At 52.0% G+C, this 14586-nt stretch carries 16 protein-coding genes and 1 riboswitch; of the genes, 3 read left to right on the plus strand and 13 right to left on the minus strand.

Annotation, left to right across the window (positions count from 1 at the left end; translation table 11 throughout):
* Positions 1–770: 770 nt before the first annotated feature.
* Positions 771–1253, plus strand: a complete 483-nt coding sequence (locus BZG74_RS13300; protein WP_077773042.1) for an RNA recognition motif domain-containing protein — start codon at positions 771–773, stop codon at positions 1251–1253.
* Here BZG74_RS13300 and murI read toward each other — a convergent pair.
* Both murI and BZG74_RS13310 read right to left on the minus strand, forming a co-directional pair.
* Positions 1207–2028 (minus strand): glutamate racemase, encoded by an 822-nt coding sequence (murI, locus tag BZG74_RS13305; RefSeq protein WP_077773043.1) that lies wholly within the window; start codon positions 2026–2028, stop codon positions 1207–1209. The genes BZG74_RS13300 and murI overlap by 47 nt on opposite strands.
* Positions 2029–2106: 78 nt before the next feature.
* Positions 2107–3903: a TonB-dependent receptor domain-containing protein gene (locus BZG74_RS13310; RefSeq protein ID WP_077773044.1), complete on the minus strand. Its 1797-nt coding sequence runs from the start codon at positions 3901–3903 to the stop codon at positions 2107–2109.
* A gap of 33 nt (positions 3904–3936) precedes the next feature.
* Positions 3937–4169, minus strand: a riboswitch (cobalamin riboswitch).
* Between the two features lie 122 nt (positions 4170–4291).
* On the opposite strand from BZG74_RS13310, the gene trmA reads away from it, so the two are divergent.
* Positions 4292–5395 carry a tRNA (uridine(54)-C5)-methyltransferase TrmA gene (trmA, locus tag BZG74_RS13315; RefSeq protein ID WP_077773045.1) on the plus strand — a complete coding sequence of 368 codons (1104 nt, stop codon included), beginning with the start codon at positions 4292–4294 and terminating at the stop codon, positions 5393–5395.
* 87 nt (positions 5396–5482) lie between these two features.
* Here the strand turns inward: trmA and BZG74_RS13320 are convergent, their stop codons facing one another.
* Positions 5483–5866 (minus strand): YijD family membrane protein, encoded by a 384-nt coding sequence (locus BZG74_RS13320; protein WP_046074424.1) that lies wholly within the window; start codon positions 5864–5866, stop codon positions 5483–5485.
* A gap of 13 nt (positions 5867–5879) precedes the next feature.
* Positions 5880–6515, minus strand: coding sequence for an HTH-type transcriptional repressor FabR (fabR, locus tag BZG74_RS13325; RefSeq protein WP_046074425.1), 636 nt, complete (start codon positions 6513–6515; stop codon positions 5880–5882).
* A gap of 195 nt (positions 6516–6710) precedes the next feature.
* Between fabR and sthA the strand changes: the two genes are divergently transcribed.
* Complete coding sequence (sthA, locus tag BZG74_RS13330) at positions 6711–8129, plus strand: Si-specific NAD(P)(+) transhydrogenase (protein WP_077773046.1); 1419 nt, start codon at positions 6711–6713, stop codon at positions 8127–8129.
* A gap of 41 nt (positions 8130–8170) precedes the next feature.
* Here the strand turns inward: sthA and cysQ are convergent, their stop codons facing one another.
* Genes cysQ through gspH form a run of 9 tightly spaced genes read right to left on the minus strand, consistent with a single transcriptional unit; the run spans position 8171 to position 14585 of the window.
* Positions 8171–8983 (minus strand): 3'(2'),5'-bisphosphate nucleotidase CysQ, encoded by an 813-nt coding sequence (gene cysQ / locus BZG74_RS13335; RefSeq protein ID WP_077773047.1) that lies wholly within the window; start codon positions 8981–8983, stop codon positions 8171–8173.
* Between the two features lie 3 nt (positions 8984–8986).
* Positions 8987–9541 carry an ADP compounds hydrolase NudE gene (nudE, locus tag BZG74_RS13340; protein ID WP_077773048.1) on the minus strand — a complete coding sequence of 185 codons (555 nt, stop codon included), beginning with the start codon at positions 9539–9541 and terminating at the stop codon, positions 8987–8989.
* 42 nt (positions 9542–9583) lie between these two features.
* Positions 9584–10330 carry a type II secretion system protein N gene (locus BZG74_RS13345; RefSeq protein ID WP_077773049.1) on the minus strand — a complete coding sequence of 249 codons (747 nt, stop codon included), beginning with the start codon at positions 10328–10330 and terminating at the stop codon, positions 9584–9586.
* A 3-nt stretch (positions 10331–10333) separates the two neighbouring features.
* On the minus strand, positions 10334–10828 hold the full coding sequence (gene gspM, locus BZG74_RS13350; protein ID WP_077773050.1) for a type II secretion system protein GspM: 495 nt from the start codon (positions 10826–10828) through the stop codon (positions 10334–10336).
* The gene (gene gspL, locus BZG74_RS13355; RefSeq protein ID WP_158020661.1) at positions 10825–12069 is read right to left on the minus strand and encodes a type II secretion system protein GspL; all 1245 of its coding nucleotides are present in this window, start codon (positions 12067–12069) and stop codon (positions 10825–10827) included. Before gspL ends, gspM begins: the two co-directional genes overlap by 4 nt.
* The gene (gene gspK, locus BZG74_RS13360; RefSeq protein ID WP_077773052.1) at positions 12038–13042 is read right to left on the minus strand and encodes a type II secretion system minor pseudopilin GspK; all 1005 of its coding nucleotides are present in this window, start codon (positions 13040–13042) and stop codon (positions 12038–12040) included. The genes gspL and gspK overlap by 32 nt, the downstream gene beginning before the upstream one ends.
* Positions 13039–13677 carry a type II secretion system minor pseudopilin GspJ gene (gene gspJ, locus BZG74_RS13365; protein ID WP_077773053.1) on the minus strand — a complete coding sequence of 213 codons (639 nt, stop codon included), beginning with the start codon at positions 13675–13677 and terminating at the stop codon, positions 13039–13041. The genes gspK and gspJ overlap by 4 nt, the downstream gene beginning before the upstream one ends.
* Positions 13661–14038, minus strand: a complete 378-nt coding sequence (gene gspI, locus BZG74_RS13370; RefSeq protein WP_235605765.1) for a type II secretion system minor pseudopilin GspI — start codon at positions 14036–14038, stop codon at positions 13661–13663. The genes gspJ and gspI overlap by 17 nt, the downstream gene beginning before the upstream one ends.
* Positions 14019–14585, minus strand: coding sequence for a type II secretion system minor pseudopilin GspH (gspH, locus tag BZG74_RS13375; RefSeq protein ID WP_158020662.1), 567 nt, complete (start codon positions 14583–14585; stop codon positions 14019–14021). The genes gspI and gspH overlap by 20 nt, the downstream gene beginning before the upstream one ends.
* Position 14586 lies beyond the last annotated feature (1 nt).

A 14586-nucleotide genomic window follows, 5' to 3' on the forward strand; every position in this document is an offset into this window, starting at 1 on the left:
TCCAGCAAATCCACCGAAGCTTCAATGCTGCCGTTTCCGCTCGACTTGCATGTGTTAGGCCTGCCGCCAGCGTTCAATCTGAGCCATGATCAAACTCTTCAATTTAAGTTTGGTGTTTCCGTAGAAACTGCTCAATGAATACTGATTACTGTTTATCTCCGAAGAGACAAACGAATTGACTGTGCCGAAYAACTAAAAAGTTRTCGTTTGGTCACTCAGTTCATCGAATAAATCTTTTTGTCTATTCTCAACGAGTGYCCACACAGATTGCATAGGTCAAATTGTTAAAGAGCGTTGACTGTGCGAAGCTGYGCTTCGCTCGGTCAGGGCTGCGTATCTTACGCGCCTTGCCGTTAAAGTCAAGAAGAAATTTTATCTTTTATTTTCAACCCTACCGGCTGAAACAAAACCTCTTTTTGACTTCCCTAACGCGTGGCGTTAAGTAGGCCGGCAATGTTAATCATTTAAAAACTGACGTCAAGCGTTTATTTTTATTTGATTTTTACCTCGACATGCTCGCTAAGCGCTTGCCGTGTCGATGTGGGGCGTAGTATAGCGACGCGGATCACACTGACAAGGGATTTTTACGTTTTTTATTTCGACTGAGCAATAATCCACCTAAAATGATGAATAACCAGCGGTTTGAAACATTATTGATACGAGACCTTTACCGCAAGGTAACGCTGGCTTGTTTTCTTGGTCTTTTTCACGACATGCATTGCCGAACTGTTGTCATGTCATCACTTTAATTGTTCTATTTAATGACGCTTATGAAATCACCAGTTAATTTTGCTTTAGTCATCTGCATCGCTGTCCTTGGCGCGATTATCGTCAGCCTCATGGACGTCAGCTCACCCGCTCTTTCGTTTGCTATGGGTGCAATACTTAGTGGTCTAGCTTGCCTATATCTTCCTTTACCTAACTTTATTCAGCCAGAGCAAGGACCCTCTACATCGACTCCGTCGAGTGAAAAAGAAGAAGAGTCTCCGCAAAGCAAAACGCTATACGTCGGAAACTTACCTTATCGTGCAAATGAAAATGATGTGCGCACGCTGTTTAGCGAACATGGAGAAGTGTTTGCCGTTCGTCTAATGAAAGACAAACGGACGGGGAAACGCCGAGGGTTTGGTTTTGTGGTGATGGCCGCAGGACATGCCGACGATGCTATCAATGCGCTCAATAATAATGTTTATGGCGAGCGGACACTTAAAGTCCGTGAAGCGAATGAGCCAAAAAAGCAGGCGAATAGCTGACATCCGTAAAACCTATCGATCGGATAAAGTCCGCCAAAGCATCAGCTTTAATAGGGGTTGCCGTCGCATAAGCATAATGCTTTGACGTCGCAACGGTAGCCCTTGCGTCACTATGTAGACTGACCAGCGAAACCACGCGGCGCGCAATCGCATCTCCCGAATCAATTAAACGGACTGAGTCACCCATCACTGATTGGATGTCATCACGCAGTAAAGGAAAGTGAGTGCAACCCAGTACGAGGGTATCGACGGTTCCTTTAAACGGACGCAATATGGCCGCGAGATCTTGCTGGTTCACCGCCTCACCACGGAGTTTGCGTTCTGCCATATGCACGAGTGCCGTGGTACCGACTGAGACTACCTGACAATCTTTGGCAAAGTCAGCCACCAATTGTTCGGTATACGGACGAGCCACCGTGGCGGGTGTTGCTAGTAAGCCAATCGCCTTTTGCTGACTCATTGCGGCCGCAGGCTTGATCGCGGGTACAACTCCCACGACCGGAAGCGCCAACTGCTGACGGAGCGTGGGTAATACCAGCGTCGAGGCTGTATTGCATGCAATGACGACGATATCAATATCATGATGCGCGCACACCGCTTGTATTTGAGCGGTCACCCGTGTGACCAAGCGCGTGTCATCTAACTCGCCGTATGGAAAAGCTTCGTTATCGAATAAATAGGTGTAGTTAGCGTCAGGAAGCTGCTCTCGCACCGACTGATAAATCGATAAGCCACCCACACCAGAGTCAAAGATCAGAATGTTAGGCTGCGCCATGAGTCACCCATACAATAAAAACGCCCTTATCATAACGATAAGGGCGTGAGAAAAGCTAGTTTCGCCGAGAAGCTATCACTAGTACTGATAGTCCAACGTCATAAAGTAGGCGCGTTCGGCCGCAGGATAACCACCCGCTGTCTCGTACTCTTTATCAAACACATTATCGACTTTGCCTTTCACGGTTAGGTGATCGGTCGCCTGATAAGAGGCAGTGACCGCCCATAAACTATAACTACCTAAACGGCCATTCGGATCAATTCGCTCGCTTTGATATTGCCACTGTGTGCCCAGCAGTATGCGCTCCCATTGGTACGATGCCTGCCATTTCGCCACCCGTTCGGCGCGACGCAGGAGCTGTTCACCGGTGTTATCCTTTTTGGGATCTTTATACTCCAATGAAAGCTGGTTATGGAGTGATGCCACATCAAAGCTCGCAATGAGCTCAATGCCCTTAATCGTTACATCTTCAATATTGCGATATTTCCACGTCTCCGTGTCAAAACCAACCATATTATCAATATGGTTAATGTAGCCGGTAAGCGACCAATCGATATCTGCAGTTAAGCCATGCAGAGCAAGCTCGGTATTTGCGGATTCATCTGGATTTAAGTTTTCATCTCCATACTGACCATAAAGCTCAGTAAAAAGCGGTGCTTTGAAGGCGGTGCTATAACTGGCGACCAATTGATATCCTTCCACTATCGCAAGACCCGCGCTTGTCTGCCACGTCGTATGCTGGCCGTATTGTTCGTTATCATCCAAGCGCACGCTTGCTTCAATAGATAGTGGCTCTACTGGGCTAAATTGCGTTAAAAGGTAAGTGCCAAGGTTATCGCGCGGGTTAATAGCAATTTCATCAATATCTACCCACCCTTTATTGTAGGTATCTTGTCGATAATCCACACCGCCACCAAGCAGCCAGTCATCCGTGGCTTGATACTGGAGTCCCAACGAGGTAGAGACTTGTTCCACATCTGAGGTTTTATTCTCCTTGCGCACGGTACCAGGAAAATAGTCATACTTATCTCGCTGAGAAAATTCCCCGCTCAAGGTTGCACTCCAGCCCCCTGAGCGATAATTCAGATTGCCAGCCAGTGCTTGGCTTTCCAACCAACTGTGCTTTATTTGGTTAGAGTAGTCGTAATCGTATTCATTCTGGTACCAGCGCCCCGTCACATCGGCCGACCAAGATGTATTCCAGCGATGACTGTATCCAAGTTGTGCATTGCGGCCGGTAAAACCATGCTGATCTCCCCGGTTGCTCGCCGATGGATGAACATTGTATCCATCATTGGACTCATACCCAGCGATACCAGAGAAGTGACCCTTATCGCCCAACGTTGTTGACCACGTACCACTAACAGCATGATGATCCAAACTGCCTACGGTCGCGGAAACATTGGCTCGCTCTGTATTGCTTTTGGTGATGATATTGATCACCCCACCAATCGCGCTCGACCCATAAAGTGTGGCGCGTGCGCCGCGAATAATCTCAATCCGCTCGATACTGTTTACTGGGATCTGATTAAAATCCACCGAGCCTGTGATAGACGAGGCCATACGCACCCCATCAATCAAGACTAAAGAGTGGTCTGATTCCGTGCCGCGCATAAAAATAGAGGCAACTTGTCCACGACCACCGCTTTGAGCAATCTCGATGCTCGGCACCGTGCGCAATACATCGACAAGGCTTCGCGCCTGCAAACGCGCAATGTCTTGACGCGTTAAGATAGTTGCCGATTGCAACACTGAAGCATCGGACTGCTCAAACCGACTAGCAGTCACCACCACCGTTTCGGTGTTTTGCTCGGCCCACGTGCTCACAGGGAAAAATGACGCCGCCATCAGGCTCGCCACTATTTGTTTGTTCATTGGTTGTTCCTTCCTATCGCGAGAATGTGCAGCGACGTGCTGCGTCTGTGGGCTGTATTCGGACTTAAGAGCATGGCTTTCGCCGCCTACTGCTAACGACTTCCCATCGCATACTGTTTATCAGCATTGGCGACAGTGTCTGACCTTGGGCCGGGTTAGGGTCGTTCTCTTACACCGCTGCGCGTCAGTTGCGGACTCTCACCGCATTCCTGTGATCCGTCCTCTTGGGTATAGACAGAGCACTGACCCACGCAGGGATATTAGCCGTCTAGATGGATATTGTCCATTGATAACCTTATCGAATAAGGGAGAATCGTGAGCAAGGGTGGACATAGCTGGGGATTTGTCTAAAATCTGCGCTCATTTTCCAATCGCTGAGGCAGCCATCATGACCAAGGCTCACACCGCCGTTGACTACGACACACAGCTTGCTGAGAAAGTCCAACGACTCAATGCACAACTCGCGCCGTTTCACGCACCTGAGCTAGAAATCTTTCGTTCACCGGAAACCCACTATCGGATGCGCGCAGAGTTTCGGGTATGGCATGAAGGTGACGACCTGTATTACATCATGTTTGACCCTGCAACCAAGCAGAAGTACCGCGTCGATACCTTTCCCGCTGCGAGCCGCCTGATCAATGATTTGATGCCACTGTTGATGGAGGCCATCAAGCCCAACGACGCGTTGCGACGTAAGCTATTCCAAGTTGATTTCCTATCTACCTTGAGCGGTGAGATCTTGGTGTCTTTGCTTTATCATCGTCAGTTAGATGAAGAGTGGGAAAAGGCCGCGCAAGCGCTTAAACAACGTTTGAACGATGAGGGCTTTAACCTCAACCTGATTGGCCGTGCGCGCAAGCAAAAGAAAGTGCTAGACCGCGACTACGTTTTGGAAAAGCTCAATGCCGATGGTCAGACGCTAATCTACCAGCAAATTGAAAACAGCTTTACCCAACCTAACGGGCCGATGGCGGAGAAAATGCTGGAATGGGCCATCGATTGCACCCGCGATAGCCAAGGCGATTTGCTGGAGCTGTATTGCGGGAATGGCAACTTCTCACTGGCATTAGCGAAAAACTTTCGCCGCGTCCTCGCCACCGAGTTGGCGAAACCCTCGGTGCAATCGGCGCAATACAATATTGCCGCCAACAATATCGACAATGTGCAGATTATTCGTATGTCTGCCGAAGAGTTCACTCAAGCGATCAATGGCGAGCGCGAGTTTCGCCGCTTAAAAGATCAAGGGGTGACACTGAGTGACTATCAGTGCAATACCATTTTTGTCGATCCACCCCGTTCGGGCATGGATGATGACACCTGCAAAATGGTGCAAGGTTACGATCGGGTTTTATATATCTCCTGTAATCCAGAAACCTTGGTCGAGAACCTAGAACGCTTGAGCCAAACTCACCGCATTAGTCGCTGTGCGCTGTTCGATCAATTCCCGTTCACCCACCATACCGAAGCGGGTGTGTGGTTAGAGCGAAAGTAGTCATACTAAGCGAGTTCGTCACAACGTAAAAAGGCGTCTCTCGACGCCTTTTTTGTTTGTTTTGGAGTGCGATTCGTCGTGCGAGGCTTAAACGTCAGACGCAGTATCGTTTTTCGCTTTACGGCTGAAAAAGCCCAGCTTGTGGCCGACCCAGAACGCTAATGCCATGGCAACCAAAATCGAGAAGAAGTTACCGCCCAGCTCTGGCATTTGCATACGGATAAATGCTGAATAGCCAAAGGCCCCCACCAAGAAACAGGCAAACGCAATCAGCGGCGTACCTTCAGTCAGCGGCTGGCGTTCATGAAGTTGGTAGCAAGCATGCACGGCCAGTACAAACGCGAGAATGGGAAAAATAGAAAATGCCACACCACTGACGAACAGTGTCGCGAGAGTTGCACTTCCACAAATGCCGGTAACCAGTGCCAGCAGCAAAAATTTACGTTCTGATTTCACTTGCTCGTGTTCCATGTCTTCACCTGTTTTATGACAGTTTTTCCTGTAAGGCTCGCCGCTCCCGGTCTTTTCGGTACCAGTAAGCTCCCTTGGCTATCATGCGTAATTGTAACACCATTCGCTCGGCCAATTCTGCGCGGGCGTGAGGATCGAGATCAAGCGCTTCCGCGCCCATATTAAAGACCAAGATCACACATGCTTCCGACTGATTGTACGCTTCTTCATAGGTGAGCTGCGTGCGAGATTGTAAATACTCGGTCAACTCAGCAACAAAATGTTGGATTTCTCGAGCCACGGCAGCACGGAAGGCCGAAGAGGTGCCTGACCGCTCGCGCAACAGCAACCGAAACACATTTGGGCTGCTCTCGATAAACTCCATAAAGGTTTCTACCGAGGTGCGTACCACACTGCCTTCCGCGGCGATCCGCTGACGCGCCTGACGCATCAGTTGTCGGAGCAATAGTCCGCCCTCGTCGACCATGGTCAACCCCAGCTCATCCATATCTTTAAAGTGACGATAGAAAGAGGTAGGCGCTATTCCCGCCTCGCGTGCGACTTCGCGCAGGCTGAGACTGGAAAAACTGCGTTCAGCACTGAGCTGGCTGAACGCCGCATCAATGACAGAACGGCGCGTTTTTTCTTTTTGTTGTGCTCGAATACCCATCGCACTCTACTCATGGTCACCATGCTGTCACTATACGCAATTTTAGTGTTTAAATCAGCCAATCCAGGCAGTGCTTCCCATCGCTATCACGCGGATTTGAACACAGATTTGGCTGCGAAAGTTAACCTTACGGATAATAAGCGTTAAACTGGTCATAAACAGATGTTGCAATAATGAAAATAAGGTCTGACCCCTATGAGCAAGTCGAGCCCTCGCCCGCAAGATCATTTTGACGCCATCGTGATAGGCAGTGGCCCCGGAGGAGAAGGGGCCGCCATGGGCTTATCCAAAGCCGGTAAGCGGGTGGCCGTGATTGAGCGAGAAAGCACCGTCGGAGGTGGCTGTACCCATTGGGGCACCATCCCGTCTAAAGCACTGCGCCACACCGTTAGCCGGATCATTGAATTTAATCAAAGCCCTATCTACACCCAAAACAGCAAGAGTATCCACAGTACCTTTTCTCAAATACTCAGCCATGCTGAATCGGTAATCGGTAAACAAACCCGCATGCGCCAGGGCTTCTATGACCGCAACCAATGTACCTTACTCCATGGCAACGCCGAGTTTGTCGATGCGCATACCCTAACGGTGCATCATAGTGACGGCAGTGCTGATACCTACACCGCCGATCACTTTGTGATTGCCACCGGCTCTCGCCCTTATCAGCCTGCCGATGTGGATTTTTCTCACCCTCGGATTTATGACAGTGACTCCATTTTATCGTTAGCCCATGACCCGCGGCATGTGATCATTTATGGAGCCGGCGTGATAGGTAGCGAGTATGCTTCTATTTTTCGTGGGCTCGGGGTCAAAGTGGATTTAATCAATACCCGCGATCGCTTGCTGTCATTTTTGGATAATGAAATCTCTGATGCTTTGTCTTATCACTTTGGCAGTAGCGGTGTCATGATCCGCAATGATGAGACCTATGAGCGCATTGAGGGCACTGATGATGGCGTGATTGTGCATCTGGAGTCAGGCAAAAAAATGAAAGCAGATTGTCTGCTGTATGCCAATGGTCGCGCAGGCAATACCGACAAACTCAATTTGTCCTCGGTCGGCCTTACGCCAAATTCACGTGGGCAGCTCGACGTTGATAGCGAAAGCTACGCAACAGAAGTGGGCCATATTTATGCCGTCGGTGATGTGATTGGCTACCCAAGCCTTGCCAGCGCTGCGTATGATCAAGGCCGCGTGGTGGCCGAAGCCATTTGCCAAGGCAATACTAACGTACGTTTGATTGAGCACATCCCCACCGGCATTTATACCATTCCTGAAATCAGTTCAGTGGGCAAAACGGAGCAGGAGCTCACCGCGGAAAAAGTGCCCTATGAGGTCGGACGGTCTTTGTTCAAACATCTCGCACGGGCACAAATTGCAGGCATGGATGTCGGCAGTTTGAAGATCCTTTTCCACCGCGAAACCCGCGAGATATTAGGTATTCACTGCTTTGGTGAACGCGCATCGGAAATCATTCATATCGGCCAAGCGATCTTTGAGCAAAAAGGCGACGGCAACACCATCGATTACTTTGTGAATACCACCTTCAACTACCCGACCATGGCCGAAGCGTACCGGGTCGCGGCGCTCAATGGCTTAAACCGTCTGTTCTAAATAGCCGAAAAGAAAACGGCACCGTCAGGTGCCGTCAACTGTTATGATGCCTGCAGTATTGAAGACCACGCGAGTGACTCATCCCCTAACACAATAAAATTGGGGTTTTGTAGCGAGTCCCGCTCATTGTATGACAAGGCATTGAGCGCGGTACTCAGTATGCGCCCACCGGCTTGCTCAACAATGCACTGCGTCGCCGCCGTATCCCATTCACCCGTGGGGCCTAAGCGTAGATAGCAGTCCACGGCACCCTCGGCCACCAAGCAAGCTTTCAGCGCCGCCGAGCCTAATGGCACCAAATCGTAGTTGATTTCAGGTGCCAGCTTTTCGGTGACCGCATGAATGTCTTGGCGACGACTAATCGCAATTGAGAGTGATGTGATCGCCTCTTCTCGCTTCATTGTCGAAATGCGATGCATTTCGCCATCTGGGGTGATTTTCCACGCCCCTTTATCCTGACAAGCATAATAAGTCACCCCCGATACAGGCGCATAGACTACCCCCATCACCGGGTGGTTATCCTCCACCAGCGCGATAATGGTGGCGAAATCACCACTGCCCGCAATAAATTCTTGAGTACCGTCGAGCGGGTCAATCAACCAATAGCGCTGCCATTGCTGACGGTCGCTTAATGGCACACCACAGTCTTCTTCCGATAACACGGGGATGTCTGGCGTCAACGCGGTGAGCTTTTCCGTGATCAGCTTATGTGCCGCCAAATCAGCACTGGTCACTGGCGTTTGGTCACTTTTAGTGATCTCTTCAAAATCACCGTCTTGGTAAATATCTAGGATAACCTGACCCGCAGAGCGAGTTATCTCAATCACCTCGGGCAACAACTCAGGCAATGCCATGCCTCACCTCTCAGATTGTAAATACTTCAGCGCCATCATCAGTGCGGTAATACTGCGCGCTTCACAGAAATCACCGTGGGTGAGTAACTCTTCCGCTTGGGCTAGTGGCCAGCGAATGATCTCAAGCGGTTCGGGCTCATCCCCCTCCAAGCTTTCTGGATACAAATCACGTGCCAACATCAGTGTCATCCGGCTGGAAAAGTAAGAGGGCGCCAACACAACCTCTTTCAATGGCACTAACTCGCGCGCGCCTTGACCGATTTCTTCTTTTAACTCTCTTACCGCGGCTTGCTCCGGTGCCTCACCGGGGTCAATTAATCCTTTGGGAAAGCCCAGCTCATAACGCTCTGTGCCTGCGGCATATTCGCGTACCAGTAAGAGGTCTCCTGATTCGGTCACCGGCACCATCATCACGGCATTACGTCCCGACGGTTTCATCCGCTCATAGGTACGCTCGACGCCATTGCTAAAAATCAGCTCTAGCGACTCCACTTTAAACAAGCGAGAAGCGGCGACGACCTGTTTAGACTGAATGTGAGGAAGTTTACGCTGCGTCATATCGTGATTTGCCACCCTTTTTGATAAGCCTATCAGGCCTTGTTAGCCGCGAAAAGAAAAGCGATAGCGTCCTTGGTTATCCGGCGACCCCAGCCAAGACAGTGGTGCTTTCATCGACTCAGGGTAGGCCGGCCCCGGCTTCAGCCATCCTGACACAGAGTATCGCCCAGATGGCGTGATTGACAATGAAAACTTATTGCTCAAAGAGGGCGCCTCACCTTGGCCCTGCGCGGTGACGCCTTGACCGTCACAAGCGAGAGAGGCGTGCAATGGAATAGCGTTGAGCTGCCCCGAGGGAAGCGTAAGCCCCGCCTGCTGCCATTGGAACTGCCCGGCTAATCGCTGACATCCTGACTCCGCCAATACTGCCTCGCGGACAATCACATCAAGCCGCCCTTCAATCGCCACACTCGGCGGTAACGCCACCGAGCGGGTAAGCAAGCTTGCGGGAGCCGAAATCAAGGTGCGAGAAAGCTGCAGCTCAGTGCCATTAAAGCCCACCACACCCTTTCCGCTGATGCCTTGCGGGCCTTTTATCTTTATCGCCGCTTCCAGCGTGGCGCTGGTCAATAACCGGTGCCAATGAAGATCCCATTGTATTGGGCCGACAGCCTGGTCTTGCCAACGCAGTTGCCTGACTTGCCCCTGCCACACAGTGCCGTTGACCCCGCTCAGCTTTAACTCTGTTGGCAAAGGCGCGAGGTGCAATAATGTTGCTGGGGCATGCACAATGACACTGACGGCAAATACCAGCGCGCATCCAAGCCCAATCAGCGCTTTTCTCCCCATCTGCTATCGCTCCAGCTCTAGTCGATTGACCTTCACCACACCCGCGGTCTCAGTCGCTTCGGTACTCAGCCGAGCGGCTTGAATCCCGTGCAACTGTGCCAGTTGCTCTAGCCATCGCAACAATTGGTTAAAAGGGAGAGGCTCAAGGCCCAGCTGTACACTGTCCTCTCCTGGCTGTAACCGTGTGATAGTGACATTGAATTCGCCAGCACTAGCGGCAATGACTTGATTAAGCGGCTGATTTCGACTCGCCAACGCATGGCGAGTGCCCCCTGATTGGGCACGCAGTTGCATGATTTGGGTGCGTTTATTTTGTAGCTCATTGAAAACGCGTCGCTCACTGATCACGGCAGTACGTGCCTGCTCTGCTTGTGTCTGAATCGGCACCACGATGCCCCAATAAAGAAAACTTATCAGCAGCACACCGCCGGCGACCCCGATAAGGCGCTGTTCGCGAGCGCTTATTGATTGCCATTGGGCCTGGATGCGCGCAATCATGATTGACTCCTTAGGGTAAATTCACCACTGACTGTTTCACCATCGCGGTTAAGTTGCCCCAGGTCGGTTGTATAGTGCTCGTTTAATGCGCCACGCAAGCGCTCAAACTGAGCGAAGTCACTGCCGGTTGCCCGTAATATCAAGGCTTCGCGATTGGCTTGATAACGTAATGCTTGAAGCTCAATACCGGGTACCTCACTCAGTAGGGGCGCCAGCTGAGCCAGCCAAGGTAAGAGTGCCGCATCATGTTGTTGGCTTTCCAACCGCGCGATCTCCGCATCCATTTGACGAACCATGTATGAGCGAGTGGGAATGCGCTCATACTGCGGCAAGGTTTGACGAAACAGGGCTTCGCTTTGCGCCCGTAAAGCCTGCGCTTGCTGCTGGGTATCACGAATCGATAGCCATTGCTCAACCCCTAGCAACCCACTGATAGCTACCAGTAGACAAGCCGCTGGCAAAAAGGGTTTGAACGTCTGCTTGGTTTGACTTTGCGGTCGATACTCTCCGGTCAATATATTGGCCGTCACCGAGTGGCTGTGCGTGGCCAACACATGCAGCGCTTCCTCTGCATGCCACTCGAGTTGAAACGGTAAGGCATGAAGGGGGTTGGCGGCTTGCAGGCCACCTTCACCATAACCGTTAATACTGAGAGCGCCAGTCTGCTCAGGTGTGTTGATGTCCGCATGCTCCTGTTGCTGCCGCCACCAAGCCTGCCCCCAAAAGGCCAGCCACGCCGCCGTGCCCGTCACGCCTTGGTTAGACCCATAACGGCACAACCACTGCTCACCCAATGCCAAGAGTGAAAGCGAATCAGACGACCAAGGTATACAAAGTACATCGGGGATCCACTGCCGCGCACTGATCTCGGCCTCATCCAACGCTTGTTGCCAAGCTTGCATTTGCTGATGGGCAACCACGGCCACATGTGCGGTATCCGCCTGAGTATCGATAAGGCTAACATGTACCGCTTCCACCTCTTCCGCTAGCGACTCCTCGAGTAAGTAAGGCACTACCTTGTCGCGCTGGCGCCGAGAGCCGGGAGGGAGTGTCACCGAGGTCAATGTCAGCCACGTGCTATCCACCAGCACCACCACTCGCCGCGTTTGTGCTTGCTCGGTTAACGCTGACAGGTGCTGACAACTGCCGCTCTCAACCACTTGGTTATCACTGGCACGAACCTGCGCCCAATAAATGGGCTGGCTGGCATCACTGATCCTTATTATCAGTCGCTCGCTCACGCATTCCTCCGAACCGACGGCGCAAAATAGAAACTTCGCCCTCGTCTTTATAGTGCAATAGTGCCTGGATGTGACGTTGGGCAGAGGCCACCTGCACATCGGCTTGTAATAAAAAGAACTCGCTGGTCACACCTAAGTGCGGCGCAATTCGCTCGCGATCAGCATCCTCAAATTCCGAGAGGCTCAGGGTATCAAGAAATGCTGCGACACTTTTCCACCCTGCCTCAGGCCGCTGCGCAATCACCTGCTGTGCTTGCTCCACCGGTAACGCCGAGGCAAACAACGCTGAAAGCAAAGGCGCTTGCTTCTCGCTTAAGGTGTTCACATTGACTTTAAGCTCAGCGCTGGGCAGCGCGCAAAGTTGGGGTGAGGCACGCCGAAACACGTCACCATTAACGCCGCGCACCGCGCGCCATTCGCTGACATCGGCGAGCAAGGCATCCGCCGTCACATACGCAGGCTGCACACTTTCATAATGCGCGTCTTCTGCCCCGAGAGACTGATCCAGCTGATTGTTTTCATCAATAAAATCTCGGCTCGCCTGAGCAATCACATCCGCTTGATAACCCTCTTCCACATACTGTCCCACCAGCGCCCGTAACACCGTGACCTCATAAGGTGTTGCCCCACCCACTTTGGCGCCGCGCAGCTGTAAACTATTGAGGTTAAAACAGGCGCTCGCATCTTGTAAGCGACCACTTACTTTTCCACCATCCAGCGGAAAGGTACGAGCCGGCTCCGCCCAGGCTTGACTTAAATTCACCGTCTCACTCCCTGATAGGCTCTCGCGCAGTACCGATGCCGCCAAGCCCTCTACCGCATTGCCATACCAATACGCTTGCTGAAAATGCAGCTGATTTTCGGCGCGGTGATAGTTGGTGTATAGCCGCGACGCCATGCTCCCGGCAATCGCGGTCATCAATGCCATAATCATCATCACCACCAAAAGGGCCGCCCCTTGCTGCCGCCTCATTGCGCCTCCCGCTGCAGTGATGCTGGCAAGGTTTGCCCAGCCACAAGGTAAGTGCGCACTAACTTGCCATAGCGTGGGTGGGTAAAGCGCACTTGAACCGCTTTCGGTAAGGCGTGCTTGGTATCGAAACTGTCTTGCCAGCCTTGCTTGACGTAAAAACGAAAGCTCAAATCATCAATATCACTGAGCAGGGTCGCCACCGCGGGCTCGTCACTCGCCGCTTGGTCTGGGTAACGCCAGCGTAAGCGTTCAAGCTTGCCGTCTCGCTGACGGTATCCGACCGCCACCACTTCACCACGCGGAAAGCGTATTTGTGGGTTAATCCAGCCAGTGCGGGTAAAGCGCACGCCCATCCCATCACTTTGTAATACCTCTGAACCCGCGATGAGTAGCCGCTCTGTCGGCACTTGTCCTGTGATGCGTTGACGACGCGCAGCCATCTGGCGAAAGTCACTGTCCATGATCACCAATGCGCGCTGCAGTCGCTGTAACGTCTCACCCACCTGCTGAGACTGCTCATCGCTGCGCTGCACGGTTTGCAGCACCTGGTATGCAGTCAGGCTAATGCTGGCGAAAACCACCAACGCCAACAGCACTTCCAGTAAGGTAAATCCTCGTTCAGCGCGTGGCGACATAGGTCCTCACGGTGACTAACGGGTTATCAGTCTCTTCGGCGGCAGCCACCGACATATCAACCGCACGCAACTGCCCGGTTTCTGTTGCCACAGGGGTTAATTGCCATTGCCATTGTTGCCCGGCCATATCTGTTGAGCCTTGCGTCGCTTTATCAGGCACCTTGGCATTAAGCACCACCTCGGCGAGCTGATTGTCTGCCACCATAGAGGCTAAGGTTTTTTGTTCTAAGCGGCTCAGTGAGCGGGTGTGTTGCCCAGTGGCTTTCATCACACTCAGCGCCGCAACGGCAAAGATCGCCACCGCGACTAAGACCTCAAGCAAGGTCATTCCCTGCTGCGAGTTAACGCGCATTAACATCATCACCCTCTCCTGCACGCTGCCAGGTAAACCGCGCCAACTCATTGGCTTTGAGCTGCCAGACCGCACTGCCATTTGTTTCAATCACCAGGGTAAATGGTGTCAATTCACCATTGGGCAGTAGCCAGATTTGCGGTGGTGCCACCGCCTGCTCATCGTCTTCGTCAAACAAATCCTCAAACAGCGGCTTATCCTCGAACAACCTGTCTTGTTGCTGCCAACCAAAGCCATCCATGGTTAAGACAAAGCGGCTTTGCTCCGGTAAACGTCCTTGGGTCGCCCAGCGGTCACTGCTGACAAGTTGCCATTGTTCCTGCCCCATCACTAAAAGCTGATAGCGCTGTGGGTCGATACGCACGCCGTAGGTGCGACCTTCCAACCAGCTTTGCTCTGCCCACAGTTTCATCCTCTGATACAAGGCTTGCCCGGCCTCTTGTGTGCGGGTGTCAGCCGGCTCAGGCATCACCATTATCACGCCCGAGGCGCTCACCGCGACGATGACGACCACTAGCAAGATCTCGAGTAAGGTAAAGCCGGCCGCTTGACGCATA

Origin of the sequence: Salinivibrio sharmensis, from assembly GCF_001995985.1 — a bacterium.
Lineage (GTDB): Bacteria > Pseudomonadota > Gammaproteobacteria > Enterobacterales > Vibrionaceae > Salinivibrio > Salinivibrio sharmensis.

What these genes read in the sequence shown, in the direction of transcription:
- BZG74_RS13300 (WP_077773042.1), top strand. Translation starts at nt 771, where the DNA reads ATGAAATCACCAGTTAATTTTGCTTTAGTCATCTGCATCGCTGTCCTT.
- murI (WP_077773043.1), bottom strand. Translation starts at nt 2,028, where the DNA reads ATGGCGCAGCCTAACATTCTGATCTTTGACTCTGGTGTGGGTGGCTTA.
- BZG74_RS13310 (WP_077773044.1), bottom strand. Translation starts at nt 3,903, where the DNA reads ATGAACAAACAAATAGTGGCGAGCCTGATGGCGGCGTCATTTTTCCCT.
- trmA (WP_077773045.1), top strand. Translation starts at nt 4,292, where the DNA reads ATGACCAAGGCTCACACCGCCGTTGACTACGACACACAGCTTGCTGAG.
- BZG74_RS13320 (WP_046074424.1), bottom strand. Translation starts at nt 5,866, where the DNA reads ATGGAACACGAGCAAGTGAAATCAGAACGTAAATTTTTGCTGCTGGCA.
- fabR (WP_046074425.1), bottom strand. Translation starts at nt 6,515, where the DNA reads ATGGGTATTCGAGCACAACAAAAAGAAAAAACGCGCCGTTCTGTCATT.
- sthA (WP_077773046.1), top strand. Translation starts at nt 6,711, where the DNA reads ATGAGCAAGTCGAGCCCTCGCCCGCAAGATCATTTTGACGCCATCGTG.
- cysQ (WP_077773047.1), bottom strand. Translation starts at nt 8,983, where the DNA reads ATGGCATTGCCTGAGTTGTTGCCCGAGGTGATTGAGATAACTCGCTCT.
- nudE (WP_077773048.1), bottom strand. Translation starts at nt 9,541, where the DNA reads ATGACGCAGCGTAAACTTCCTCACATTCAGTCTAAACAGGTCGTCGCC.
- BZG74_RS13345 (WP_077773049.1), bottom strand. Translation starts at nt 10,330, where the DNA reads ATGGGGAGAAAAGCGCTGATTGGGCTTGGATGCGCGCTGGTATTTGCC.
- gspM (WP_077773050.1), bottom strand. Translation starts at nt 10,828, where the DNA reads ATGATTGCGCGCATCCAGGCCCAATGGCAATCAATAAGCGCTCGCGAA.
- gspK (WP_077773052.1), bottom strand. Translation starts at nt 13,042, where the DNA reads ATGAGGCGGCAGCAAGGGGCGGCCCTTTTGGTGGTGATGATGATTATG.
- gspJ (WP_077773053.1), bottom strand. Translation starts at nt 13,677, where the DNA reads ATGTCGCCACGCGCTGAACGAGGATTTACCTTACTGGAAGTGCTGTTG.
- gspI (WP_235605765.1), bottom strand. Translation starts at nt 14,038, where the DNA reads ATGATGTTAATGCGCGTTAACTCGCAGCAGGGAATGACCTTGCTTGAG.
- gspH (WP_158020662.1), bottom strand. Translation starts at nt 14,585, where the DNA reads ATGCGTCAAGCGGCCGGCTTTACCTTACTCGAGATCTTGCTAGTGGTC.